This window comes from Streptomyces sp. NPDC058092 (assembly GCF_042884935.1).
Classification (GTDB): domain Bacteria; phylum Actinomycetota; class Actinomycetes; order Streptomycetales; family Streptomycetaceae; genus Streptomyces.
Map to the genome: position 1 here is coordinate 1 of NZ_JBHVSY010000010.1, position 24,746 is coordinate 24,746.

Below are 24,746 nucleotides of genomic sequence, written 5' to 3' on the forward strand. Positions count from 1 at the left end.
TGCAACGTCGCACCGATGTCCGACGTACGCGTCGTCGTCATCGACTGCACCGACACCGGCGCATCCCCGCCCACCGCAACCGACCCGACCTGGATCTTGCGGCTGACCCGCCGGTCGGCGAGCTTGGTCGGAACGGACGGAATTCCGAGAGAAATCGCAGTCATGCGCTGAGCATCCCCAAGGTGTGGATCGAGGTCCCGAGATCGGCGGGCTCCGGGTTCCGAGGTTACGTCACCGACGGCGGCCCGGAGCACACCGCGTGCGGGAATGCCGCGCGCAGGGGACGCCCGGACACACACTGTGTGCCGGGTCGTCACCCTTCGTGCAGCGGGCCGTCCGGAAGGTCAGGAGATCTTGACCGGATTGACGATGTCGGCCACCAGCACCAGCAGCGTGAAGCAGATGAAGACACCTGCGACGACATAGGCGACCGGCATCAGCTTGGCCACGTCGAAGGGGCCCGGGTCGGGGCGCTTGAAGACGCGCGCCACATTGCGGCGCAGGGCCTCCCAGAGCGCTCCGGCGATGTGTCCGCCGTCGAGCGGGAGCAGGGGCAGCATGTTGAAGAGGAACAGCGAGAGGTTGAAGACCGCCAGCAGGGACAGCATCATCGCGATCTGGTTCTGCGCCGGTACGTCCAGCGCCATCACCTCGCCGCCGATCCTGGCCGCGCCGACGACGCCCACCGGGGAGTCGGCCGCTCGCGGGCCGTCACCGAAGGCGGCGTTCCACAGGTCCGGGATCTTGGACGGGAGGGCGATGATCGAGTGGACGCCGTTCTCGATCATGTCTCCCATGCGGACGACCGAGTCGCCGAAGGAGAGCGGCACGATCTCGCTCTGGGCGGCGAAGCCGAGGTAGCCGGCCGTCACGTACTGACCGGCGATCACCTCTCCCTTGGAGTCCTTCTTCGCCACGGCGTTCTTCTTCAGCACGGCGTGGAGGGTCTGCTCCTGACCGTCGCGCTGCACCGTGATGGTGGCGGGGCCGATGGTGTCGCGGATCTTCTCGGAGAGCGTCGCCCAGTCGTCGACCTTCTGGCCGTCGAAGGCGACGATCCTGTCGCCCTTCTTGAGTCCCGCTGCCTGTGCGGGCGAGACGGCGTCGGACTTCTTGCAGGTGTCGCGGTTCTCGCTCTGGGGGATCACGCACTTCTGGACGCCCGCGACCTCGGTGGTCTGGGTCTGGAAGCCGAAGGACATCGACACACCGAGGAAGATCGCGACGGCGAGGACCAGGTTCATGAACGGTCCGGCGAACATCACGATGACGCGCTTCCACGGCTTGCGCGTGTAGAAGAGGCGCTTCTCGTCGCCCGGTTCGATCTCTTCGAAGGACGCGGACCTGGCGTCCTCGATCATGCTGCGCCACGGTGATGTGGACCGCGCCTCCAGGCGCCCGTCCGGTCCCGGCGGGAACATGCCGATCATGCGGATGTAGCCGCCGGCCGGGATGGCCTTGATCCCGTACTCGGTGTCGCCCTTCTTCCGCGACCAGATCGTCGGTCCGAAGCCGACCATGTACTGGGGGACGCGGATGCCGAAGAGCTTCGCTGTCGACAGGTGGCCCAGTTCGTGCCAGGCGATCGAGAACAGCAGGCCGATGACGAAGACGACGATGCCCAGAATCGTCAACAGGACCGTCGTAATACTCATGCGCGCGCCTCCGCTGTCGCTTTCGCCGAGAGTTCACGGGCCCGGGCGCGTGCCCAGGTCTCCGCTTCGAGGACGTCTGCGACCGTGAGCGAAGTTCCCGTATCGGGGGTGCCGTGTTCGGCCACCACCGCGGTGACCGTATCCATGATTCCGTTGAACGGCAGCTGTCCCGCCAGGAATGCGTCGACGCATTCCTCGTTCGCGGCGTTGAACACGGCGGGTGCGGTGGCGCCGAGCGTGCCCACGTGCCGGGCCAGTCCCACGGACGGGAAGGCCTCGTTGTCGAGGGGGAAGAACTCCCAGCTGGACGCCTTCGCCCAGTCGAAGGCGGGTGCGGCGTCCGGGATGCGCTGGGGCCAGCCGAGGCCGATGGCGATCGGGCCCCTCATGTCCGGGGGTGTGGCCTGGGCGAGGGTGGAGCCGTCGGTGAACTCGACCATGGAGTGGACGTACGACTGGGGGTGGACCACGACCTCGATCCGGTCGAACGGGATGTCGTAGAGGAGATGCGCCTCGATGACCTCCAGTCCCTTGTTGACCAGGGTGGCGGAGTTGATCGTGATGACCGGTCCCATGGCCCAGGTCGGGTGCGCGAGGGCTTCCTCGCGGGTGACGTTCACGAGTTCGCTCCTGGTGCGTCCCCGGAAGGGGCCGCCGGACGCGGTGACGACGAGCTTGCGTACGTCGGCGCGGGTACCCGCGCCGAGCGCCTGGAAAAGGGCGGCGTGCTCGGAGTCGACCGGGATGATCTGGCCGGGCTTCGCCAGCGCCTTCACCAGCGGGCCGCCGACGATCAGCGATTCCTTGTTGGCCAGGGCGAGCGTGCGGCCCGCTTCGAGCGCGGCGAGTGTGGGGGCGAGACCGATCGAGCCGGTGATTCCGTTGAGCACGGTGTGGCAGTCGCCGGCGGCGAGCTGGGCGGCGGCCTCGGGGCCGGCCAGGATCTCGGGGAGCGGCTCGCCCGTCCCGTACTGCGCGCGCAGCGCCTCGCGGAGGGCCGGTACGGCGTCCGGTGCGGCGACGGCCACGGTACGCACCCGCAGCTGCCGGGCCTGCTCGGCGAGGAGGGCGACCCGTCCGCCCGCGGCGGAGAGCCCGGTGACGCGGAAGCGGTCGGGGTTGCGCAGCACCAGGTCGATGGCCTGGGTACCGACGGAACCGGTGGAGCCGAGGATGACGAGATCCCGGCGGCCTTCCGCGGCGTCGAAGACGAGGTGCGGGTCGGCGAGGGGGGCAGGGCTGTCGCTCATGCCCCCCATTCTTGCCGCATCGGCTGTGGGTGTGGACAGTGCGTCCCCCCGCACCCGCCCGGAGCGGTCCGCCGGGGCCGCCCGGTGGGCCGCGGGTCAGCGAATGGGCCGGTGGACGTCGTCCCGGACGGACGGCCCCGGGGTGGCGTCGGCGATCCACGGTCCTTCGCCGCTCGGGTCGATGATGCCGTCCTCCAGCCAGGTGTACGTACCGGACAGGACGCCGTCCACCACGCGCCGGTCCAGGTCGTCGGTGTTGGACCACAGGCGGGTGAAGAGTTCCTCGACCCGGACGCGGGACTGACGGCAGAACGCATCGGCGAGCTGGTAGGCCTCGCGGCCGTGGTCGTCGCAGGAGCGTTGCAGTTCGGCGCGGACGCAGGCGGCGCTCATCGCGAAGAGTTCCGCGCCGATGTCGACGATCCGGCCGAGGAAGCCCTGCTTGGTCTCCATCCGGCCCTGCCAGCGCGACATGGCGTAGAAGGTGGAGCGCGCGAGTTTACGGGCGGAGCGTTCGACGTAGCGCAGGTGGGTGGACAGGTCCGGGTGGCCGGGCGGGTTGAACTCTCCGTACGTACGCGGGAGTTGTCCCGGTCCCGCGACGAGTTTGGGGAGCCAGCGGGCGTAGAAGCCTGCCGCGTTCGCGCCCGCTTTCGCCTTGGCGGAGAGGGGTTTGTCGGGGTCGATGATGTCTCCGGCGACCTTCAGGTGGGCGTCGACGGCCTCACGGGCGATCAGCAGGTGCATGATCTCGGTGGAGCCCTCGAAGATCCGGTTGATCCGCAGATCGCGCAGGAGTTGCTCGGCGGGGACGGCCCGTTCGCCCCGGGCCGCGAGCGACTCGGCGGTCTCGAAGCCCCGGCCGCCGCGGATCTGGACCAGCTCGTCGGCCATCAGGCAGCCCATCTCGGAGCCGTAGAGCTTGGCGAGGGCCGCTTCGATCCGGATGTCGTTGCGGTTCTCGTCGGCCATCTGGGAGGAGAGTTCGACCACCGCTTCGAGCGCGAACGTGGTCGCGGCGATGAAGGAGATCTTGGCGCCGACGGCCTCGTGCCGGGCGACCGGCCTGCCCCACTGCTCGCGCACCGCCGACCACTCACGGGCGATCTTCAGGCACCACTTCCCGGCACCGACGCACATCGCGGGCAGCGAGAGCCGTCCCGTGTTGAGCGTGGTCAGGGCGATCTTGAGCCCCGCGCCTTCGGGGCCGATGCGGTTCGCGGCGGGGACCCGGACGCGGTGGAAGCGGGTGACGCCGTTCTCGATGCCGCGCAGGCCCATGAAGGCGTTGCGGTTTTCCACGGTGATGCCCGGGGAGTCCGCCTCGACGACGAACGCGGTGATGCCGCCCTTGTGGCCGTCCGACTTCGGGACACGGGCCATCACGACGAGCAGGTCGGCGACGACACCGTTGGTCGTCCACAGCTTCACGCCGTCGAGGATGTAGTCCGATCCGTCCGGAACGGCCGAGGTGGCGAGCCGGGCGGGGTCGGAGCCGACGTCCGGCTCGGTGAGCAGGAACGCCGAGATGTCGGTGCTGGCCAGCCGGGGCAGGAAGGCGTCCTTCTGCTCCTGGCTGCCGAAGAGCTTCAGCGGCTGCGGTACGCCGATGGACTGGTGGGCGGAGAGCAGCGCGCCGATCGCGGGGCTGGCGGAGCCGACCAGGGAGAGAGCCTTGTTGTAGTAGACCTGGGTCAACCCCAGGCCGCCGTATTTCGGTTCGATCTTCATCCCGAGCGCGCCGAGTTCCTTGAGGCCGTTGATCACCTCGTCGGGGATCCTCGCCTCACGCTCGATCAGGGCGCTGTCGATCCTGGTTTCGCAGAAGTCGCGCAGCCGGGCGAGGAACGCCTCGCCGCGCCGGACGTCGTCCACGGGCGGCAGCGGATGCGGATGGATCAGGTCGAGACGGAAGCGCCCGAGGAAGAGTTCCTTGGCGAAACTGGGCTTGTGCCAGTCCTGTTCGCGCGCGGCCTCGGCCACTTGGCGCGCTTCACGCTCGGTGATCTTGGGTGTGTTCTTCGGTGCGGATGGTGCGGACATGAGGAGCTCACCTCGCCGCGTTGTGGGGTGGGCGGACGCGGCCGGTCCGCCCGGAGCGCATGGGCGCCTGCCGAGCCGTACCAACCGGTGTACTTGTCCTGATGTACCCGATTCCTGGGACTCCCACCATCCCCCGGACGCCGATCGGGTCGGGAGCCACTCCACTGGACAGCCCCGTGGTGACAGGGCGGTCGGGCCGTGAGCGGGGCGGGTGAAGCAGAGACGGCCGGAGCCCCCGCACAGTTGGGCTCCGGCCGTCTCTCTGCCACCTGCTTTCGTGCTGTCCAGGCGGATCACAGGCGACGTGGGTGGATCGGTTCGATCCTGCTCGCGGACTACAGGGCGAGGCCGGTGAGGACCAGCACGCGCTCGTAGGTGTAGTCGTCCATGGCGTAGCGGACGCCCTCGCGGCCGACGCCGGACTGCTTGGCGCCGCCGTACGGCATCTGGTCCGCCCGGTAGGAGGGGACGTCGCCGATGATCACGCCGCCGACCTCGAGGGCGCGGTGGGCGCGGAAGGCGGTCTGCAGGTCGTGCGTGAACACGCCTGCCTGCAGGCCGTACTTGGAGGAGTTGACCGCTGCGAACGCCTCGGCCTCGCCGTCCACCTTCTGCACGGACAGCACCGGTCCGAAGACCTCCTCGCAGGAGAGGGTGACGTTGTCCGGGAGCTCGGCGAGCACGGTCGGGGCGTACGTGGCACCGTCCCGCTTGCCGCCGGTGAGCAGCTGGGCGCCGGCCTGCACGGCCTCGTCGACCCAGGACTCGACGCGCTTGGCGGCGTCCTCGCTGACCAGCGGGCCGACGTCGGTGGCGGCGTCGGACGGGTCGCCGGTGACCTGGGCCTCGACGGCCGCGACGATCTTCGGGAGGAGCCGGTCGTAGACCTGGGCGTCCGCGATGACGCGCTGCACCGAGATGCAGGACTGGCCGCCCTGGTAGTTGGAGAAGGTCGCGATACGGGTCGCGGCCCAGTTGAGGTCCTCGTCGGAGGCGTAGTCGCCGAGCACGACCGCGGCGCCGTTGCCGCCGAGCTCCAGGGTGCAGTGCTTGCGCGGCACCGACTCCATGATCGAGTAGCCGACGGGGCCGGAACCAGTGAAGGAGATGACCGGCAGGCGCTCGTCCTGGACCAGGGCGGGCATCCGGTCGTTGGGCACCGTCAGCACGGACCACGAACCGGCCGGCAGGTCGGTCTCGGCCAGCAGCTCGCCCAGGATCAGCGAGGAGATCGGGGTGGCCGGGGCGGGCTTCAGGATGATCGGGGCACCGACGGCGATGGCCGGGGCGACCTTGTGGGCGCTCAGGTTCAGCGGGAAGTTGAAGGGTGCGATACCGAGGACCGTGCCGCGCGGGAAGCGCCGGGTCAGGCCGAGGCGGCCGGTGCCACCGGCGTCGGTGTCCAGGCGCTGCGCGTCACCGCCGTTGAAGCGGCGGGCCTCCTCGGAGGCGAACCGGAACACGGAGACGGCGCGGCCGACTTCGCCGCGGGCCCACTTGATGGGCTTGCCGTTCTCGGCGGAGATCAGCTGGGCGATCTCCTCGGTGCGCTCCACCAGGCGCCGTACGACGTGGTCGAGTGCGGCGGCCCGGACATGGGCCGGGGTCGCGGCGAACTCCTCACGCACGGCGTGCGCGGCCGCGACGGCCTCCTCGATCTGGGCGTCGGTCGGCACGCTGACGGTGCCGACGAGACGGCCGTCCCAGGGGTTGGTGACGTCGAAGCTGTCCTCGCCGGTGGCCTGGCGGCCGGCGAGCCAGAAGGCGTGGGTGGAAGTCATGGAGGTTCCGGCCCTTCGGAGACGTGGGGTGTGTTGCCCCCACCGTAGGGCCGCGCGGCCGCCCTGGCGTTTGTCCGGCGTGGAGCAGTGCGCGGCGGGGGTGCGCCGGTTTGTCGGATGCGGGTACGTCGACGGGGACACCGGGCCCATTCGTCGGCGCAACGGCTACGTCTCCGGCACCTGCGTCTCCGGCACCAACGGGGAACTCGTGGCCTTCAGTGCCAGCCACAGCTCCATCCGGACGTCCGGATCGTCCAGGGAACGGCCCAGGATCTCCTCGACCCGGCGCATCCGGTAGCGCAAGGTGTGGCGGTGCACGCCCAGGTCGGCCGCGGCCGCGTCCCACTGGCCGTGGTGGGCGAGCCAGGCCCGCAGGGAGGCGACCAGGTCGCCGCGGCCCTTGGCGTCGTGCTCGTGCAGGGCGCGGAGCATTCCGTCGGCGAAGGCCCGTACGGCGTCGTCCGCGAGGAGCGGCAGCACCGAGCCCGTCGCCAGCTCCTCGTGCTCGACCAGCGCCCTGCCCCGGCGGCGGGCCACCGACAGGGCCTGTTCCGCCTGCTTGTACGCGGCGGAGACGGCGATGGGGCCCGCGGGTGCGGAGAGGCCCACGACCACCTTGCCCTGGCCCTCCTCCGCCGCCGGTTCGCGCGACGGCCGTGCCGCATGGGCCTCCTGGGCCTCCTGCGCCTGCGCGAACGCCGCGCAGGCGGCGACCGCTGCTCCGCCGTCCGCGGCCAGCACGACGAGCCGTTCGCCCTCGGGCACGGCCAGCAGCGCCTCGCCGGTCCGGAAGGCCGCCGCATCCATCGCCTCGCCCAGCGCCGCCGGTGTCGCGGGCCCGGAGGCCTCCGCGATGAGCAGCCGGAACGGGGCGTCGAGCAGCCCCCCGTACAGATCCCCGGCGACCGCCCGTGCGTGGTCCGGCTGGCCGGCCAGCAGCATGCGCAGCACCGCCGCGCCCAGCCGCTGTTCGGCGCCCTGGAGGGACCGGGAGCGGGCGGTGGTCAGGGTCAGCAGGGCGACCGCGGAGTGCACGGCGTACCGCTCGGCGGTGCCGAGTGCCGCCCCCGTGCCGACGGCCAGGGCGCCCCGGACCCGGCGGCCGGTGCCGAGGGACTGGAGCTCGACCCGGTCGTCGGTGCCGCCGACGACCACGCTGGCCGGGGCGGGGCGGTCCCGCAGCCGTTCCACATCGGGGGTGAGCCGGGCGGCCCTGCGGGCGGCCCACTCGGGGGCGGCGGCGACCACCGCGCCGGAGGCGTCGTACAGCGCCACCCAGCCGTCGACATGGGCCGCGAGCCGGCCCAGGAGCTCGCCGGGCCCGTCGCCCGCGAGCGCGGCCTTCGTCAGTTCCCGCTGGGCCTCGAACCCCGCCGTCACGGCCCGGTACTGGTCCGCGGCGATCGCCGACGACACCGCCTTGGCGATGGCGAGAAACGGGGTGCGGCGTGGCACTTCGAGGAGCGGCAGACCCGTCTCCTCCGCGGCGTCGATCAGGGCCTGCGGTACGTCGTCGTAGTTGACGCCGACGGCGAAGCCCAGGCCGACGACTCCGGCCCCGGCCAGCCGTCGCACGTACCGCCGCATCGCCTCGGGGTTCTCGGCGTCGAGGTTGGTGGCGGTGACGAGCAGGAACTCACCGCCCTCCATGTACGGCACGGGGTCGGTCAGCTCGCTGGCGTGTGCCCAGCGGACGGGCGCGTCGAGCCGGTCCGCCCCCGCACGCACCGTGAGTTTGAGCGCCGAATGCTGGAGGAGCGAGGCGAGAGTGGGGGGCATGGGGACCGTGGGACCTCAGGGAGTCGATGAGGGAATCGATCAGTATCGATTTTCGCCGTCCCGTACGAACGGCTCCCCTCGATTCTGCCAGGGCGGCAGGGTTTGCCGTAACCGCTCCCGCGCCACGGGCCCCGCCCCGTACCGCTCAGCCGTTCAGGTCCACCAGGAGCGGCGGTGCGTGCTCGCCCTTGACGGTGGTCAGGGAGAGCACCGCGTGCCCGGCGGGCACCCGGTGGGCCAGTTCGGAGGCCGACCAGCGCTCGCGCTCCACCTGGCGCACGGTCACCGCGTCCGTGGTGACCGCCTTGCCGGTGACCAGTTTGCGCAGGGCGTGCACGGCCCGGGTGAGCGGCTGGTCGGCGAAGACCGTGTGCTTGGCGACCTCGGTGGTCTCCACCCATTCGGTGCCCCATGCCTGCGCAAAGAGCCGTCCGTCCCAGGTCGTGACGCCGGAGAACGTCATGTGGCAGCCGACCGAGCCGAGCAGCGCCGTGTGCAGGCTCTCCGGTACGTCGCCCAGCCCGCGCAGGGTGAGCAGGACTCCGGCGTTGCAGTTCCGCAGCCGCTGCACGGCCCGGACGGACTCGGCGGTGACGGCGTGCGTGGCGTCGTCCAGGGCGAGGAAGGCGAACAGCGAGCGGTCCGCGCGGGCGGCCGCCCCGGAGGTGAACTGGGCGAGCACCAGCCGGGCGATCAGGCGCGCGGCCTCGGGGTGGGCGCGTTCCGGCAGGTCGATGCGGACTCGCAGCGGGTGTTCGAGGGTGCGTACCGAGAAGGGCCGGGTCGTGCCGGTGGTGTCGAAGAACCCCGCGAAGGCGGGCCGGTCCAGGGCGGCGAGCCGGTCGGCAAGAAGGAGTCCCGGGTCGCCGGGGGTGCCCGCCTGCCGTGCCCGGGTGTCGAGTTCACGGAGATAGGAGCGGTGCGCGTCGATGTGGAGCAGGGCCCGGAGCTCGGCCAGGGCGCCGGGAGAGCCGTCGAGCAGCTCGCGGAGCACCGGGACGGACGGGAAGCGGTCATGGACCGCCCGGTACGGGCCGAGCAGTTGGGCGAGTGCGGTCGTGGCCCGCCGCGCGTCGATGTCGGGCAGGTCGCCGGCGACCGCCTCGGCGAGCAGGGCGGCGGCCTCGTCGGCGTCGTCGGTTCCGCTGTACAGGTCGAGGTCGTGGGCACAGGACGGATCGCCCGGCTTGATCACCACGTCGTAGCCCTCGTCGGGCCCGAGCGGCGTGCCCGTCGCGCAGACGGCCACGACAACGGCCTTCCCGGCGAGCGCCTGCAGGGCGAGCGACTCCACGACGGGCCGCACCAGGTGCCGGGTCTTGCCCGACCCGAAGGGCCCGACGGCCAGCAGCGAGGAGCCCAGTGACGCCGGGTCGACGGCGGCCCCCGCGCCCCGCCGGGCCGCCGGGTTGCGGTCGAAGTCCGTGTACCGGCCGAGCCGCACCTGCGAGGTGAGCAGGTCGTGGGTGGCGGTACGGGCCGGCAGGTCCCGGTCGCCCGAAGGGTGCGGACAGGCCCGCGCGCCCTGGCCGAGCACGGCGTCGGTGAACGGGCCGACCCGCGAGGAGTCGGCCTCCACGGAGACCCAGGCACGCCGGATCCGTACGCAGTCGACGTCGTTCATCCGCCCGGCCCGCTCGTCCGCCACCAGCCGGTCGGCGGCCGCGTGCCGGCCCGCGGCGCGCAGCTGCGGCCAGTCGGCGGGGCTCTCACCGGGTGCCTTTTCCGGTTCCGGCCCGCTCTTCCCGCCGCCGCGCAGCTCCCGTACGAGGGTGAACCAGCCGCCGGCCCGGGCGATCGGCAGGAGGATCGCGGCGGCGCCCACCAAGTGGTACACGGTCTTGAAGGTCTCCACGCGATCCCGGGTCTCCACGGCCGTGCCGCCGTACAGCCAGGAGTACGGCGTCAGGCCCAGTGCCAGGTCGTCGAAGGGCAGCAGGTCGTCGGAGTTCACGAAGCACCAGACCAGGACGGCCCCGACCAGCGCGGTGCGCAGCGCCCGGCCCGGCTGGGGGTGGTCGGCGGCGTACCGGCGGAACACCTCGTGCCAGTTGCCCAACCGCCCGAAGCCCCAGATCACCAGGACGGCGACCAGGCTGTTGTAGACGGCGAGGGCGGTCAGGGCCGCCGCGGGGCGTTCGAGCCCCCACCAGTCGGACGGGGTGACCACTTCGAGGAGGATCCGGCTGTGCGGCACATATCCGTTGCGCCACAGCGACCACACCAGCAGGGCAGCGAGCAGCGCCACCACCGCACCGCCGATCAGTGCCCGGTCGGGCACCCGGTCGGGGTCGGCGTCGGGCCGGGGGGTGTGGCCGAATCGCCACAGGCCGGGCTCGGCCGCCGCGCGCGGGGTGCGGAGCCAGTCCCCCAGCGAAGGCCCGGACGTGGGAGCGTATCCCGGCCTCGGCGGCAGTTCGGGCGGTGGCGGGCCCGCCGGGCGCGGCACCGGACGACCGGAACGGGTGTCGCGCGAGCCGTACGTGCCCTCGGTGTCCATCTGCTGTCCCTCGTCCCCTGACCAGCGCCGACCGGTAACTCCGGGCGCACGCGCCCGAAGTCATCAATCTAGTGCCCCGTACCACCCCGTCGGACGCGCTCCGGCGGGATCTCTCCGCCCGCGCCCCGGCGGTCTCCGGACTCGTCCGCGCGCCGCCGCGGCCCGGCCCCGGACCCCCTCACTATGTCCGTGGCGGACAACCGCGTCCGGTCACCACTCCCGAACGGAACATGCCGGACCCCGGGCCCCGCCCATAGCCTGCAGAAAGAGAAGCGTCCGAAACACCCCACAGGAGCCCCTCATGACCGCAATTCCGCAGGAGCGCCGCGTCGTCACTGCCATTCCCGGCCCGAAGTCGGTGGAGCTGCAGGCCCGCCGTCTCGCGACGGTGGCCGCAGGTGTGGGCTCCACCCTGCCGGTGTTCACCGCCCGCGCCGGTGGCGGGATCATCGAGGACGTGGACGGCAACCGTCTGATCGACCTCGGTTCCGGTATCGCCGTGACGTCGGTCGGCGCCTCGGCCGAGGCCGTCGTACGCCGTGCGTCCGCGCAGCTCGCCGACTTCACCCACACCTGTTTCATGGTCACGCCGTACGAGGGGTACGTCGAGGTCTGTGAGCAGCTCGCCGAGCTGACGCCGGGCGACCACGCCAAGAAGTCCGCGCTGTTCAACTCGGGTGCCGAGGCCGTCGAGAACGCGGTGAAGATCGCCCGCGTCTACACCAAGCGCTCCGCGGTCGTCGTCTTCGACCACGGCTACCACGGCCGCACCAACCTCACGATGGCGCTGACCGCCAAGAACATGCCGTACAAGCAGGGCTTCGGCCCGTTCGCGCCCGAGGTCTACCGGGTGCCGGTGGCGTACGGCTACCGCTGGCCGACCGGTGCCGAGAACGCCGGCGCGGAGGCGTCCGCCCAGGCCATCGACCAGATCACCAAGCAGATCGGCGCGGACAACGTCGCCGCGATCATCATCGAGCCGGTGCTCGGCGAGGGCGGCTTCATCGAGCCCGCCAAGGGCTTCCTCCCGGCGATCGCCCAGTTCGCCAAGGACAACGGCATCGTCTTCGTCGCCGACGAGATCCAGTCCGGCTTCTGCCGTACCGGCCAGTGGTTCGCCTGTGAGGACGAGGGCATCGTCCCCGACCTGATCACCACCGCCAAGGGCATCGCGGGCGGCCTTCCGCTGTCCGCCGTGACGGGCCGCGCCGAGATCATGGACGCCGCCCACGCCGGTGGCCTCGGTGGCACCTACGGCGGAAACCCGGTGGCCTGCGCGGGTGCGCTCGGCGCCATCGAGACGATGCGCGAGCTGGACCTGAACGCGAAGGCGAAGCGCATCGAGGAGATCATGAAGGGCCGCCTCGCCGAGATGCAGGCGAAGCTGCCGAACGGCGATGTCATCGGTGACATCCGCGGCCGCGGCGCGATGATCGCGATCGAGCTGGTGAAGTCCGGCACGAAGGACCCGAACCCGGAGGCCACCGCGAAGCTCGCCAAGGCCTGCCACGCGGAGGGTGTGCTGGTCCTCACGTGCGGCACGTACGGCAACGTCCTGCGCTTCCTCCCGCCGCTGGTGATCGGCGAGGACCTGCTGATCGAGGCTCTCGACGTCATCGAGCAGGCTTTCGGCCAGATCTGACCTGTGCGAAACCCCCCGCGGTGCCGGAAGGCGTTTTTGCCGGGGCTGCAGGGCCCGCGTGAGGGCTTGTGAAGAAGGTGTGGGGGGCCGATGGCGGGATCCGTTTCCGTCTGTCGGTCCCCCATCCGCTGACGTACGGTTTCTGCAGATGAGAGAAACACCCCGCCCGCAGGGGACTGCCGGCGACGCCGGGCCGGAGCTTCCCCAGCACCGTCCTGGCCGTGCCTTCGCGCACACCACTGGAGCCTCTGGCTCCGGAACTCCTCACCGATCGGATGGCCGCTCGCCCCAAACCCCCCGGGGCGCGCGGCAAACCGATCCGACCGGCCGCCCGGGAACCACCCCCCCTGTTCCCGGGCGGCCGGCTCTTCTCATTTCTCTGGTGTCGTCCTTCCTGGCGCTCCTCGCGCTCACCACCTGGCAGGTCGCGTCCGACGGTCCACTGCGCTCGCTGGACGAGCGGACCGGCTGGGCCGTCGTGGGACATGGCCCCGCCCGACTGACCGAATTCCTTGCCGATCTCGGCAACATGCAGGTCGCGCTCCCGGTGCTGGGCTGCGCCATCGTATGGGCGCTGGTGCGCGGTCAGCGCCGTGAGCCGTTGTGCGCGGCGCTCACCATGGCGGCAGTGCCCCTCCTCGTCGTCCCGCTGAAGGACTGGATCGCCCGTCCGGGACCGCTGACCGAAGCCACCGGCTACTACCCGTCCGGCCATGCGGCGACGGCAATGGCGGCGTACGGCGCCGCGGCGCTGCTGACCGCGCGGTACACGAGGCGGGTATGGATGATGCCTGTCGCCGCTTCCGTACTGACAACGGCGACAGGCATCGGTCTGGTGCTGCGCGGTTATCACTGGCCGCTGGATGTGCTGGGCAGCTGGTTCCTGTGTGGGCTGTTGCTCCTGCCACTGTGCCTCGGCCGCCGCGCGGGACGCCGACTGCGTCCGCCGGGGTAGTCCTCGAAGTCCTTCGAGGACTTCCCCGTTGTTGAAACGGCCCCAGCGTGGCGGTGCCCGGCGGCACGAAGAAGCCCATGCGGGCATCGCCGAAATCGGAGAGGACCGGTCCGGGCCGGTCGATGAGCCGGGTGAGCACATCGAGCGTGGGACAGCCCAGCTCCCCCGGCAGAATCAGTACGCACCGGCGCCGGCCGGCGGGCAGGAGCGCGATCCCCTGGGGATTGCGCTCCCACTCCCACCGGCAGGCGTCCGGATCCGGCGCCACTGATGCGAGCCACTCGACTGCTGCATCGACCCCCGAGCCGGCCATGACCGGCCTCCGTGACGTGTGCACACCGGCCCTGCGTGGCCGGTGTGTTCACACGGGAGAGAGGGGTGGCGCCGGTCCACTACGCAGGTTCGGGTCACCAGTTGGCAGCGAACTGGGTCACGCCGCGCCCGGGCATCGCTCAGCTGTCGAAGCCGAGCCCCAGCCGGTCCATCGTCCGCAGCCACAGATTGCGGTGCCCACCATTGCTGTCCGCCCTGGCCAGGGACCGCTTGGTGAGTTCGATCCCGGCCCAGGCGAAGGGCTCCGGCGGAAACGGCATCGGCTTGTGGCGGACCATTTCCAGAGCGGTCCGTTCATTCTGTTCACCGGCCAGCAGATCAAGCATCACATCGGCCCCGAAACGCGTGGCTCCGACGCCGAGTCCGGTGAATCCGGCGGCATAGGCGACCCGGCCCTGATGGGCCGTACCGAAGAATGCGGAAAAGCGGGAACAGGTGTCGATCGCCCCGCCCCAGGCGTGGCTGAAACGGATCCCGGCCAATTGCGGGAAGCAGTCGAAGAACTGGCCCGCGAGTTTGAGGAAGGTCTCCGGACGCTGATCGAGATCGGCGCTCAGCCGGCCTCCGTACGGATAGATCGCGTCATAGCCGCCCCACAGAATCCGGTTGTCGGCCGACATCCGGAAGTAGTGGAACTGGTTGGCGCTGTCGCCCAGCCCCTGCCGGTTCTTCCAGCCGATGGAGGCGAGCTGGTCGGCGGTCAGGGGTTCGGTCATCAGCGCGTAGTCGTAGACCGGCACGGTGTACGGCCGCACCCGCTTGACCAGGGACGGGAAGATGTTCGTACCCAGTGCGACGCGGCGCGCGAAGACCCTTCCGTACGGTGTGCGGACCGCCATCGCGGTGGTGGTCCCGGCCAGTTCGAGACCCCGGGTGTGCTCGTACACCCGGACCCCCAGGTCGAGACAGGCCTGCTTCAGACCCCAGGCCAGTTTGGCGGGGTGCAGCATGGCGACCCCGCGCCGGTCCCAGAGTCCGCCCAGGAAGGTCGGTGAGTCGACTTCGGCGCGCACCGCGTCCCGGTCCAGGAATTCCATTCCGGTGAAGCCGAGCTTCTCCGCTTCCTGGTGCCATGCGTGGAGTTCTTCGAGCTGGTGGGGTTCGGTGGCGACGTCGATTTCGCCGGTCCGCTCGAATTCGCAGTCGATGGAGTAGCGGGCAACGGCCGCCTCGATGGCGTCGAGGTTCCGCTCGCCCAGCTCCTCCAGCTTGTTGATCTCGTCGGGCCACCGCTCCAGGCCGTTGGGCAGGCCGTGGGTGAGGGAGGCGGCGCAGAATCCGCCGTTGCGGCCGGAGGCGGCCCAGCCCACCTCGTGCCCCTCGATCAGTACGACGTCCCGCTCCGGGTCGCGTTCCTTCGCGATCAGCGCGGTCCACAGTCCGCTGTAGCCGCCGCCGATGACGAGGAGATCGCAGTGCTCGTCGCCCGTGAGCGCTGGCAGCGCTTCGGGTCTGCCGGGGTCGTCCAGCCAGAACGAGACCGGCTTGGCGCCGGAGAGTGATTGTGCTGCAGTACGCATGGCACCTGGGGCCATGGTTTCCAACTCCTTCAGGAACTCACGGTCGTGCGCTGTTCTTCCGCCGGTTCGCGATCAGCTGGCCGACGACAACCACCGTGACGGCAATGATGAACATCGCCGTGCCGATGACGTTGATCTGCACGGGCGTGCCGCGCTGTGCCGATCCCCAGACGAACATGGGGAAGGTCACGGTGGAGCCCGCGTTGAAATTGGTGATGATGAAATCGTCGAAGGAGAGCGCGAAGGCGAGCAGCGCTCCCGCCGCGATTCCGGGGGCGGCGATCGGCAGCGTCACCCGCACGAAGGTCTGTACGGGGCCCGCGTACAGATCGCGGGCCGCCTCCTCCAGTCGCGGGTCCATCGACATCACGCGCGCCTTGACGGCGGTCACGACGAAGCTCAGGCAGAACATGATGTGTGCGATGAGGATCGTCCAGAAGCCCAGCTGCGCACCCATGTTGAGGAAGAGCGTGAGCAGCGAGGCGGCCATGACGACCTCGGGCATCGCCATCGGCAGGAAGATCAGCGAGTTGATCGCGCCGCGCGCCCGGAAGCGGTAGCGGACCAGGGCGAAGGCGATCATCGTGCCCAGGGCCGTCGCGCCGACGGTGGCCCAGGCGGCGATCTGCAGGGACAGGGAGAGCGAGCCGCACATGTCGGCGACGCCGCAGGGGTCCTTCCAGGCGTCCACGGAGAAGTGCTGCCAGGCGTAGTTGAAGCGCCCCTTCGGCTTGTTGAACGAGAACACCATCACGACGATGTTCGGCAGGATCAGGTACGCGAGGGTCAGCAGACCCGCGATGACGATCAGATTCCGGCGGATCCAGCGCAGTACGGGCATCAGACCAGGTCCTCCGTCCCGGAGCGGCGGATGTAGACGGTGACCATGATCAGGACGACCGCCATGAGGATGAAGGAGAGCGCGGCCGCCGTCGGGTAGTCGAGGACGCGCAGGAACTGGGTCTGGATGACGCTGCCGACCATCTTGGTGTCGGTGGAGCCCAGCAGTTCCGCGTTGACGTAGTCACCACTGGCCGGGATGAAGGTCAGCAGCGTTCCGGAGACGACACCCGGCATGGAGAGCGGGAAGGTCACCTTGCGGAAGGTGGTGGCGGGGGTGGCGTACAGATCGCCGGCCGCCTCGTGCAGCCTGCCGTCGATCCGCTCCAGCGAGGTGTAGAGCGGCAGGATCATGAAGGGCAGGAAGTTGTACGTGAGACCGCAGACCACGGCCATCGGCGTGGCCAGCACCCGGTTGGACTCGGTCCAGCCGAGCCAGCCGGTGACGTCCAGGACGTGCAGGGTGTTCAGTACGTCGACGACCGCGCCGCCGTCCGCGAGGATCGTCTTCCAGGCGAGCGTACGGATCAGGAAGCTGGTGAAGAACGGCGCGATGACCAGCACGAGGACGACATTGCGCCAGCGACCGGCCTTGAAGGCGATGAGGTACGCCAGCGGGTAGCCGAGCAGCAGGCACAGGATCGTGGCGGTGCCCGCGTACAGCAGCGACCGGATGAACTGCGGGTAGTAGTCCTTCAGCGCGTCCCAGTACGTCTGGAAGTGCCAGGTGACCTCGAATCCCTTCTCCAGGGAGCCGGTCTGTACGGAGGTCGACGCCTGGTAGACCATCGGCAGCGCGAAGAAGACGACGAGCCACAGGATGCCGGGGAGCAGCAGCCAGTACGGGACGAGCCGCTTGCGGGTGGAGGCCTTGCGTACCTTCAGCTCCGTGATGGGCGCGGGTGGCGCCTCCTGGGTGACGGTCACGCCGCGTCCTCCACCGTCTCCACACCGGCGTCGATGTCCTGAGCGGCGTCCAGACCGAAAGTGTGCGCCGGGTTCCAGTGCAGGACGACCTCGGCACCGGGGGCCAGCCGGGTATCACGCTCGATGTTCTGCTCGTAGACCTGGAGCGCCTTGCCCGCCGGGCTCTCGACCACGTACTGCGTGGACACGCCGATGAAGCTGGAGTCGACGATCCGGCCGGTGACCCGGTTGCGTCCGTCGGCTATCGCGTCCGCGTCGTCGGCGTGCGCGAGCGAGATCTTCTCCGGGCGTACGCCGAGCAGCAGCTTGCCTCCGTTGGCGGTCGGGGCCGTACATCGGTCGGTGGGCAGCCGCAGCTTGCCGCCACCGGCCGCCACGACGATGTCCGTGCCGACGGAGACGATCTCGCCCTCGATGAGGTTCGAGGTGCCGAGGAAGTTGGCGACGAAGGTCGTCTTCGGGTTCTCGTACAGATCGGCGGGGGCACCGAGCTGTTCGACCCGGCCGCCGTTCATCACCGCGACGGTGTCGGCCATGGTCATGGCCTCTTCCTGGTCGTGGGTGACATGGACGAAGGTGATGCCGACCTCGGTCTGGATGCGCTTGAGCTCCAGCTGCATCTGGCGGCGCAGTTTGAGGTCGAGGGCGCCGAGCGGCTCGTCGAGGAGGAGCACCTGCGGGTGGTTGATCAGGGCGCGGGCGACGGCGACGCGCTGCTGCTGGCCGCCGGAGAGCTGGTGCGGTTTGCGCTTGGCGAAGTCGCCGAGCTGGACGAGCTCCAGCATCTCGTCGACTTGTTTCTTCACCGACTTGATGCCGCGCCGGCGCAGACCGAAGGCGACGTTCTCGGTGATGTCGAGGTGCGGGAAGAGCGCGTAGCTCTGGAAGACCGTGTTGACGGGCCGCTTGTACGGCGGCAGGCCGGTGATGTCGCGGCCGCCGAGGGAGACGGTGCCGGTGGTCGCCTCCTCCAGGCCCGCGATCATCCGCAGGGTGGTGGTCTTGCCGCAGCCGGACGCGCCGAGCAGGGCGAAGAAGGAGCCCTGCGGGACGGTCAGATCGAGCGGTTTGACGGCGGCGAAGGAGCCGTACGTCTTGCTGATCCCGGTGAGGCGGACATCGCCGCCTGTCTGCTGCTGTGTCATGGATCGCAGTCCCAGTGGTGTCAGGGGGAGATCGGGGAAGGGGGAAGGCTCGGCGGTCAGGCGCCGATGAGCTTGGCGAACTTCTCTTCGTACGCCGTCTCTTCCTCGGCTGTCAGGGAGCGGAAGGCGTGCGACCGGGCCGCCATCTCCTTGTCCGGAAGGATCAGGACGTTGTCGGCCATCGCCTGATCGATCTTCGCCAGTTCGTCGCGGACACCGTCGACCGGGCAGACGAAGTTGATGTACGCGGCGAGCTGGGCGGCGACCGGCGGCTCGTAGTAGTAGTCGATGAGCTTCTCGGCGTTGGTCTTGTGCCGGGCCTTCACCGGGACGAGCAGGTTGTCGCTGGAAATGATGTAACCGGCGGCCGGGATGGCGTACTTGATGTCCGGGTTTCCGGCCTGGAGCTGGATGATGTCGCCGGCCCAGGCGACACAGGCGGCGATGTCGCCCTTGTCGAGGTCGGCCGTGTAGTCGTTGCCGGTGAAGCGCCGGATCTGGTTCTTGTCGACGCCCTTCTGGAGCCGGCCGATCGCGGCGTCGTAGTCGGCGTCGGTGAAGGTGCCGGGGTCCTTGCCCATGTCGAGCAGGGTCATCCCGATGGAGTCGCGCATCTCCGAGAGGAAGCTGACCCGCCCCTTGAGCTTCGGGTCGTCGAGCAGCTGGCTGACGGAATCGACCTTGCGGCCGCCGGTCGCCTTGGAGTTGTAGGCGATGACGGTGGGGATGCCCGCCCACGGGTACGAGTGGGCGCGGCCGGGGTCCCAGTCCGGGGACCGGAACTGGGCCGAGAGGTTGGCGTAGGCGTGCGGCAGCTGTGACGGGTCGAGCTTCTGCGCCCAGCCGAGGCGGACGATGCGGGCGGCCAGCCAGTCGGTGACGCAGATGATGTCGCGGCCGGTGTCCTGGCCGGCCGCGAGCTGCGGCTTGATCTTGCCGAAGAACTCGACGTTGTCGTTGATGTCCTCGGTGTACTTGACCTTGATCCCGGTGCGCTCCGTGAACGCCTCCAGGGTGGGCCGGTGCTTGCCGTCCTCGGTGACGTCCATGTACTCGGTCCAGTTGGAGAAGTTGACCTGCTTCTCCTTTGCCGAGTGGTCGTCCGAGGCCGCCGCGGCGTCCCCTTCCCGCTTCGCGGGCGGGATGCCGCAGGCGCTCAGCGTCCCCAGCCCGCCGATCGCGAGCGCCCCCATGCCGGAGGCACGGAGTAGCGAGCGGCGGGTCAGGGCGCCCCGGCCACTGGTCAGACTGCGTCGCATCGCGGCCAGTTGGGCCGCGGAGAGGCGCTCGGGCTCGTACTGCTCCATGCGCGTTGCCCTTTCGGGTGTGTATGGCCGGGGGCGGCCGGGCTATCGGTCCCCGAAGATCGTGCGGTGCCAGTCCTTCCGGGCGACCGCGGTGTTGTCGTACATGACGTGCTTGACCTGCGTGTACTCCTCGAAGGAGTACGACGACATGTCCTTGCCGAAGCCGCTGGCCTTGTATCCGCCGTGCGGCATCTCGCTGATGATCGGAATGTGGTCGTTGACCCAGACGCAGCCCGCCTTGATCTCGCGGGTGGCGCGGTTCGCCCGGTACAGGTCGCGGGTCCAGGCGGAGGCGGCGAGTCCGTACGGGGTGTCGTTGGCGAGGCGGATGCCTTCGTCATCGGTGTCGAAGGGCAGCACGACGAGGACCGGGCCGAAGATCTCCGACTGGACGATCTCGCTGTCCTGGGCGGCACCGGCGACCAGCGTCGGCCGGTAGTAGGCCCCGGCCGCCAGTTCACCGCCGGGCGCCTCACCGCCGGTGACGACGGTGGCATACGCGCGGGCGCGCTCGACGAATCCGGCGACCCGGTCCCGCTGGGCGTGGCTGATCAGCGGGCCGAGGTCGGTCGACGGGTCGAAGGGGTCGCCGAGCCGGACGGTCTCCATCAGTTCGGCGACGCCCTGCACGAAGGCGTCGTAGAGGGGGCGCTGGACGTAGGCGCGGGTGGCGGCGGTGCAGTCCTGGCCGGTGTTGATGAGCGCTCCGGCGACCGCGCCGTGGACCGCGGCTTCGAGGTCGGCGTCGTCGAAGACGACGAAGGGTGCCTTGCCGCCGAGTTCGAGGTGCAGGCGCTTGACGGTGGCGGTGGCGATCTCCGCCACCCGCTTGCCGACGGCGGTGGAGCCGGTGAAGGAGGTCATGACGACGTCCGGGTGGCCGACGAGGTGCTCCCCGGCGTCCTTGCCCGCGCCGGTGACAATGTTGATCACACCGTCCGGAATGCCGGCCTCGGTGGCCGCCTGGGCGAACATCAGCGAGGTCAGCGGGGTGATCTCGGCGGGCTTCAGCACGATGGTGTTGCCTGCGGCGACGGCCGGGAGGATCTTCCACGCGGCCATCTGGAGCGGGTAGTTCCAGGGCGCGATGGAGCCGATGACGCCGATCGCCTCACGGCGTACGTACGAGGTGTGGTCGCCGTCGTACTCGGCGGCCGACTTGCCCTCCAGATGGCGGGCGGCGCCCGCGAAGAAGGACGTGTTGTCGACGGTGCCGGGCACATCGAACTCGGTGGAGAGCTTGATCGGCTTGCCGCACTGGAGGGACTCGACGTACGCGAAGTCGTCGGCCTGCTCGGCGAGGACGGCCGCGAAGCGGTGCATCGCCTCGGCCCGCTCGGCAGGCGTCGCCCCCGACCAGCCGGGGAACGCCTCGCGGGCGGCCGCCACGGCCGCGTCGACGTCGGCGGTGCCCGCCAGTTCGTAGGTGTGGACGGTCTCGCCCGTCGCCGGGTTCACCACGTCGTGGTGACGTCCCGATGTACCGGACCGCAGCTTTCCGCCGATGTACTGTGCGCCGTCCGCGAAGCGGTCCCGCACCTGGATGCCGTTGCCCATGACGTTCTCCTCCGCCGCACGCCCCGGAGTGCCGTGGCGGCGTAGCTTCTGTTCGATTTGACTGCCGATCCTGACAGAGGAGGTCGACCCCAACAAGTGATTCCGTTGTTGCCTTTTGGTTACGCAACGGAATCTGTCGACCATGTGTCGCGTCAGTGCGGAATTCCCCGTACGGAGTGTCAGTGGCGGATGCCAGACTCGCGTGTCATGGAACACATGGACGATCTCCTGGCGCGGACCCGGCGCGGCGAGAAGGTGAAGTACCTGCGCTTCTGGGGGCACCGCCCGCGGCCCGACGGCCGCATCGGTGCGAGCTGCCTCAGTCAGTGGTGGCCGGCACCCTTCACGGTCGACGGCGTGACGTACGCGTCGGCCGAGCACTGGATGATGGCCGCGAAGGCCCGGCTGTTCGGTGACGCGGAGGCGCAGGAGCGGGCGGTTTCGGCGAAGAGCCCGGCCCAGGCGAAGAAGATGGGCCGGCTGGTCCGCGGTTTCGACGAGGCGGTGTGGGAGCGCGAGCGGTACGCGCTGGTGGTGTCCGGCAGCGTCCACAAGTTCGGCCACCACCCGGAACTGCGGGAGTTCCTGCTGGATACGGGGGACCGGGTCCTGGTCGAGGCGAGTCCCATGGACCGTGTCTGGGGCATCGGGCTGGCGGCGGACGACCCGCGCGCGGAGGATCCGGCGACCTGGCGGGGGCTGAATCTGCTGGGGTTCGCGCTGGTGGAAGCGCGGGCGGAGCTGCGCGCGCGATGAGGCGGGCCGGACGCCCGATGGCAGGGTGGGCCTGAGTCCGGCCCACCCTGCCATCGGGAGGGATACGGGTGCCGGTGCCCGCGGCGGTCCGGGCACCGCCGTTCGACGTCCGCTATCGGTTGACGTCGACGACCAGAGACGTGGAGTACGGGTCGTCGTTGTAGGTGTTGTCGTCGAACTCGTCGGCGTGGGCGACGAACAGCCAGATGAAGAAGCTGATGATCGCCACACCGATGGCGATGCCGACGGACCCCATGATGATCCCGGCGAGTGCCTGACCGTTGTTGGTGGCCTCACCGCGCTGCACCCGCTTACGGCCCAGGATGCCGAAGATCAGGGCGAGTACGCCCAGGACCACGCTGGGTATGCCGTAGATGCAGAACAGGCAGACGGCCAGGATGCCGAGCACCATGGCTGCCGTACCCATGCCGTTGGAGGGCGCGGAACCGCCCCACGGCGGCTGGCCATAGGCGGAGTACCCCGGGTAGCCGCCGTACTGCGGGGCAGGCGTGGCCGGGTAGCCGTACAGTCCCGCGGCCGGCGGGACCTGCTGGCCCGGTCCGTTCGGTGCGATCGGCGGCGGCGGTATCTCCGCGGTGCCGAACCCGGGGCCGAAGCCGGCTCCGGCGCCCGGCACCGGCCCGGTCGGCGCTCCGGCGCCGGGCCCCGTGGCGGGTGCGGAGCCGTCCCCGGCCCCCGGCATCGAGGTCATGGTCGGCTGATCGTGCACAGCAGGCGGCCGGGGATCGCCGGCCGGCTTCTCCAGCGGCACCCTGCTGTCCGGCGGAGCCCACGGATCGTGCGGCGCGCCCCCGCCCGCGGGCTGCTCTGTGTTGTCTGACATGGGCCTCCCCCATCGTGATCCCGTCATGCTACGGCCCGGCCCCGCACGGCAGGACCGGGCCTACGATGATCCCCGTCCCCTGCCCGGCCGACCGCGCCCGGCACCCGAACCGTCCCATGCCCCCGGAGTATCCGATGACCGATCTGCACCCCTTCATCGCGGGGCTGCCCAAGGCGGAACTGCATGTCCACCACGTCGGGTCCGCCTCGCCCCGTATCGTCGCCGAGCTGGCCGCGCACCACCCCGACTCCAAGGTCCCCACCGACCCCGAGGCGCTGGCCGACTACTTCACCTTCACCGACTTCGGGCACTTCATCGACGTGTACCTCTCCGTCGTGGACCTGATCCGCACCCCGGAGGACGTCCGGCTGCTGACCTTCGAGGTCGCCCGTGACATGGCCCGGCAGAACATCCGGTACGCGGAGCTGACCGTCACCCCGTTCAGCTCGACCCGGCGCGGCATCCCGGAGCAGGGGTTCATGGAGGCGATAGAGGACGCCCGCAAGGCCGCGGAGACCGAGCTCGGGGTCGCCCTGCGCTGGTGCTTCGACATTCCCGGCGAGGCCGGGCTCGAAGCGGCCGAGGAGACCACCCGGCTCGCCGTGGACCTGCGGCCCGAGGGACTCGTCTCGTTCGGGCTCGGCGGTCCGGAGGTGGGCGTGGAGCGCCCGCAGTTCAAGCCCTACTTCGACCGGGCGATCGCCGAGGGCCTGCACTCCGTGCCGCACGCCGGGGAGACCACCGGGCCGCAGACCGTCTGGGACGCGCTGACCCAGCTGCGCGCCGAGCGCATCGGCCACGGCACCAACTCCGTCCAGGACCCGGAGCTGCTGGCCCACCTCGCGGAGCACCGCATCCCGCTGGAGGTCTGCCCGACGTCGAACATCGCGACCCGTGCGGTGGCGGACATCGAGAAGCACCCGGTCAAGGAGATGGTGCAGGCGGGCGTCCTGGTCACCATCAACAGCGACGATCCGCCGATGTTCGGCACCGACCTCAACAACGAGTACGGGGTGGCCGCCCGTCTGCTCGGCCTGGACGAGCGGGGTCTCGCGGCGCTGGCGAAGAACGCGGTCGAGGCGTCGTACCTCGACGCGGCCGGCAAGCGGACGCTGGCCGCCGAGATCGACACGTACACGACGAACTGGCTGGAGCGCACCGGCCGCTGACCCCCGGTAGCCACAATGGCCCCATGGCCACCACTGTCACCGCCGTAGCCCACCGCGGCGATCCATACCGTGTCCGCGAGAACACGCTGCCCTCGATCCGCTCCGCCCTCGAACGGGGGGCGGACGCGGTCGAGGTCGATGTGCGCGTCACCCGCGACGGTGTACCGGTCCTGCTGCACGACTCCACGCTGGAGCGGCTGTGGGGCCATGACGTGCGTCTCGACCGACTGACCCACAAGGAGCTCACCGGGCTGACCGCGGGCGGTGTGCCCACACTGCGCGACGCGCTGCTCGCCGTCGGGACGCATCGCGTCATGGTCGATCTGCCGGGCTCCACCGATGATTCGGTACGCAGGATCGTCGGCGTGGTGCGCGAGTGCGGGGCAGGTGAGCGGGCGTACTACTGCGCGGGCCCGGATGCCATGCTGCGGGTGCGCGCCGCCGATCCGTCCGCGGAGATCGCCCTGACCTGGACGACACTCGCGCCACCACGCGCCGCGCTGCTCGACGCGGTGAGGCCGAGGTGGCTGAACTACCGGTTCGGCCTGGTGGACCGGGAGCTGACGGACCGTCTTCACCGGGACGGACTGCTGGTCTCCGCCTGGACGGCCGACACCAAGCGCACCATGCGCCGCCTCGTCCGGCAGGGGGTCGACTCGATCACCACCAACCGGGTCGACGCCCTGCAGAGGGTCCTCACCAACTCCTCGGCCACCGCCTCTTCTTGATCGGTCCGGCATCAT

Annotated in this window: 19 protein-coding genes and 1 pseudogene; 5 read left to right on the forward strand and 15 right to left on the reverse strand. The window is 70.2% G+C overall.

Annotation, left to right across the window (positions count from 1 at the left end; translation table 11 throughout):
• The 7 genes from ACFVV1_RS18080 to ACFVV1_RS18110 all read right to left on the reverse strand — a co-directional run.
• The coding region (locus tag ACFVV1_RS18080; protein WP_350985938.1) for a flavodoxin-dependent (E)-4-hydroxy-3-methylbut-2-enyl-diphosphate synthase at nt 1-164 on the reverse strand (164 nt) is incomplete at its 3' end.
• Between the two features lie 180 nt (nt 165-344).
• Nucleotides 345-1,655: a M50 family metallopeptidase gene (locus ACFVV1_RS18085; protein ID WP_389990188.1), complete on the reverse strand. Its 1,311-nt coding sequence runs from the start codon at nt 1,653-1,655 to the stop codon at nt 345-347.
• Nucleotides 1,652-2,905 (reverse strand): 1-deoxy-D-xylulose-5-phosphate reductoisomerase, encoded by a 1,254-nt coding sequence (dxr, locus tag ACFVV1_RS18090; protein WP_389990189.1) that lies wholly within the window; start codon nt 2,903-2,905, stop codon nt 1,652-1,654. Before dxr ends, ACFVV1_RS18085 begins: the two co-directional genes overlap by 4 nt.
• Nucleotides 2,906-3,001: 96 nt before the next feature.
• On the reverse strand, nt 3,002-4,948 hold the full coding sequence (locus tag ACFVV1_RS18095; protein ID WP_389990190.1) for an acyl-CoA dehydrogenase family protein: 1,947 nt from the start codon (nt 4,946-4,948) through the stop codon (nt 3,002-3,004).
• 335 nt (nt 4,949-5,283) lie between these two features.
• A complete protein-coding gene (locus tag ACFVV1_RS18100; protein ID WP_389990191.1) occupies nt 5,284-6,729 on the reverse strand; it encodes an aldehyde dehydrogenase family protein in 1,446 nt (481 codons plus the stop codon).
• A gap of 165 nt (nt 6,730-6,894) precedes the next feature.
• Nucleotides 6,895-8,508: a PucR family transcriptional regulator gene (locus ACFVV1_RS18105; RefSeq protein ID WP_389990192.1), complete on the reverse strand. Its 1,614-nt coding sequence runs from the start codon at nt 8,506-8,508 to the stop codon at nt 6,895-6,897.
• Nucleotides 8,509-8,653: 145 nt separating this feature from the next.
• Entirely contained in the window at nt 8,654-11,008 is a 2,355-nt protein-coding gene (locus ACFVV1_RS18110; RefSeq protein WP_389990193.1) for an ATP/GTP-binding protein, read from the reverse strand.
• A gap of 301 nt (nt 11,009-11,309) precedes the next feature.
• Here ACFVV1_RS18110 and gabT point away from each other — a divergent pair, with 301 nt between their 5' ends.
• Entirely contained in the window at nt 11,310-12,650 is a 1,341-nt protein-coding gene (gene gabT / locus ACFVV1_RS18115; RefSeq protein ID WP_389990194.1) for a 4-aminobutyrate--2-oxoglutarate transaminase, read from the forward strand.
• A gap of 148 nt (nt 12,651-12,798) precedes the next feature.
• The gene (locus tag ACFVV1_RS18120; protein ID WP_389990195.1) at nt 12,799-13,605 is read left to right on the forward strand and encodes a phosphatase PAP2 family protein; all 807 of its coding nucleotides are present in this window, start codon (nt 12,799-12,801) and stop codon (nt 13,603-13,605) included.
• A 46-nt stretch (nt 13,606-13,651) separates the two neighbouring features.
• On the opposite strand, the pseudogene ACFVV1_RS18125 reads toward ACFVV1_RS18120, so the two are convergent.
• From ACFVV1_RS18125 to ACFVV1_RS18155, 7 genes and pseudogenes are all read right to left on the reverse strand, one after another.
• Nucleotides 13,652-13,918: pseudogene (locus tag ACFVV1_RS18125) on the reverse strand (hypothetical protein); the annotation flags it as partial.
• Nucleotides 13,919-14,057: 139 nt separating this feature from the next.
• Nucleotides 14,058-15,473 carry an NAD(P)/FAD-dependent oxidoreductase gene (locus ACFVV1_RS18130; protein ID WP_389990196.1) on the reverse strand — a complete coding sequence of 472 codons (1,416 nt, stop codon included), beginning with the start codon at nt 15,471-15,473 and terminating at the stop codon, nt 14,058-14,060.
• A gap of 22 nt (nt 15,474-15,495) precedes the next feature.
• Nucleotides 15,496-16,299, reverse strand: coding sequence for an ABC transporter permease (locus ACFVV1_RS18135; RefSeq protein ID WP_389990197.1), 804 nt, complete (start codon nt 16,297-16,299; stop codon nt 15,496-15,498).
• Nucleotides 16,299-17,225 carry an ABC transporter permease gene (locus ACFVV1_RS18140; protein WP_389990198.1) on the reverse strand — a complete coding sequence of 309 codons (927 nt, stop codon included), beginning with the start codon at nt 17,223-17,225 and terminating at the stop codon, nt 16,299-16,301. Before ACFVV1_RS18140 ends, ACFVV1_RS18135 begins: the two co-directional genes overlap by 1 nt.
• Nucleotides 17,222-18,370, reverse strand: coding sequence for an ABC transporter ATP-binding protein (locus ACFVV1_RS18145; protein WP_389990199.1), 1,149 nt, complete (start codon nt 18,368-18,370; stop codon nt 17,222-17,224). Before ACFVV1_RS18145 ends, ACFVV1_RS18140 begins: the two co-directional genes overlap by 4 nt.
• 56 nt (nt 18,371-18,426) lie before the next feature.
• A complete protein-coding gene (locus tag ACFVV1_RS18150; protein ID WP_389990200.1) occupies nt 18,427-19,677 on the reverse strand; it encodes a spermidine/putrescine ABC transporter substrate-binding protein in 1,251 nt (416 codons plus the stop codon).
• 42 nt (nt 19,678-19,719) lie between these two features.
• On the reverse strand, nt 19,720-21,234 hold the full coding sequence (locus ACFVV1_RS18155) for a gamma-aminobutyraldehyde dehydrogenase (RefSeq protein WP_389990201.1): 1,515 nt from the start codon (nt 21,232-21,234) through the stop codon (nt 19,720-19,722).
• 216 nt (nt 21,235-21,450) lie between these two features.
• Here ACFVV1_RS18155 and ACFVV1_RS18160 point away from each other — a divergent pair, with 216 nt between their 5' ends.
• Nucleotides 21,451-21,990 carry an NADAR family protein gene (locus ACFVV1_RS18160; protein ID WP_389990202.1) on the forward strand — a complete coding sequence of 180 codons (540 nt, stop codon included), beginning with the start codon at nt 21,451-21,453 and terminating at the stop codon, nt 21,988-21,990.
• 112 nt (nt 21,991-22,102) lie between these two features.
• Here the strand turns inward: ACFVV1_RS18160 and ACFVV1_RS18165 are convergent, their stop codons facing one another.
• Nucleotides 22,103-22,834, reverse strand: coding sequence for a DUF4190 domain-containing protein (locus ACFVV1_RS18165; protein WP_389990203.1), 732 nt, complete (start codon nt 22,832-22,834; stop codon nt 22,103-22,105).
• 134 nt (nt 22,835-22,968) lie between these two features.
• Here ACFVV1_RS18165 and ACFVV1_RS18170 point away from each other — a divergent pair, with 134 nt between their 5' ends.
• Entirely contained in the window at nt 22,969-24,003 is a 1,035-nt protein-coding gene (locus tag ACFVV1_RS18170) for an adenosine deaminase (protein WP_389990204.1), read from the forward strand.
• 23 nt (nt 24,004-24,026) lie between these two features.
• On the forward strand, nt 24,027-24,731 hold the full coding sequence (locus ACFVV1_RS18175) for a glycerophosphodiester phosphodiesterase (RefSeq protein ID WP_389990205.1): 705 nt from the start codon (nt 24,027-24,029) through the stop codon (nt 24,729-24,731).
• The last annotated feature ends 15 nt before the right edge of the window (nt 24,732-24,746 follow it).

Coding starts and splice junctions, on each gene's coding strand:
- ACFVV1_RS18085 (WP_389990188.1), bottom strand. CDS start 1,655: ATGAGTATTACGACGGTCCTGTTGACGATTCTGGGCATCGTCGTCTTC.
- dxr (WP_389990189.1), bottom strand. CDS start 2,905: ATGAGCGACAGCCCTGCCCCCCTCGCCGACCCGCACCTCGTCTTCGAC.
- ACFVV1_RS18095 (WP_389990190.1), bottom strand. CDS start 4,948: ATGTCCGCACCATCCGCACCGAAGAACACACCCAAGATCACCGAGCGT.
- ACFVV1_RS18100 (WP_389990191.1), bottom strand. CDS start 6,729: ATGACTTCCACCCACGCCTTCTGGCTCGCCGGCCGCCAGGCCACCGGC.
- ACFVV1_RS18105 (WP_389990192.1), bottom strand. CDS start 8,508: ATGCCCCCCACTCTCGCCTCGCTCCTCCAGCATTCGGCGCTCAAACTC.
- ACFVV1_RS18110 (WP_389990193.1), bottom strand. CDS start 11,008: ATGGACACCGAGGGCACGTACGGCTCGCGCGACACCCGTTCCGGTCGT.
- gabT (WP_389990194.1), top strand. CDS start 11,310: ATGACCGCAATTCCGCAGGAGCGCCGCGTCGTCACTGCCATTCCCGGC.
- ACFVV1_RS18120 (WP_389990195.1), top strand. CDS start 12,799: ATGAGAGAAACACCCCGCCCGCAGGGGACTGCCGGCGACGCCGGGCCG.
- ACFVV1_RS18130 (WP_389990196.1), bottom strand. CDS start 15,473: ATGGCCCCAGGTGCCATGCGTACTGCAGCACAATCACTCTCCGGCGCC.
- ACFVV1_RS18135 (WP_389990197.1), bottom strand. CDS start 16,299: ATGCCCGTACTGCGCTGGATCCGCCGGAATCTGATCGTCATCGCGGGT.
- ACFVV1_RS18145 (WP_389990199.1), bottom strand. CDS start 18,370: ATGACACAGCAGCAGACAGGCGGCGATGTCCGCCTCACCGGGATCAGC.
- ACFVV1_RS18150 (WP_389990200.1), bottom strand. CDS start 19,677: ATGGAGCAGTACGAGCCCGAGCGCCTCTCCGCGGCCCAACTGGCCGCG.
- ACFVV1_RS18155 (WP_389990201.1), bottom strand. CDS start 21,234: ATGGGCAACGGCATCCAGGTGCGGGACCGCTTCGCGGACGGCGCACAG.
- ACFVV1_RS18160 (WP_389990202.1), top strand. CDS start 21,451: ATGGACGATCTCCTGGCGCGGACCCGGCGCGGCGAGAAGGTGAAGTAC.
- ACFVV1_RS18165 (WP_389990203.1), bottom strand. CDS start 22,834: ATGTCAGACAACACAGAGCAGCCCGCGGGCGGGGGCGCGCCGCACGAT.
- ACFVV1_RS18170 (WP_389990204.1), top strand. CDS start 22,969: ATGACCGATCTGCACCCCTTCATCGCGGGGCTGCCCAAGGCGGAACTG.
- ACFVV1_RS18175 (WP_389990205.1), top strand. CDS start 24,027: ATGGCCACCACTGTCACCGCCGTAGCCCACCGCGGCGATCCATACCGT.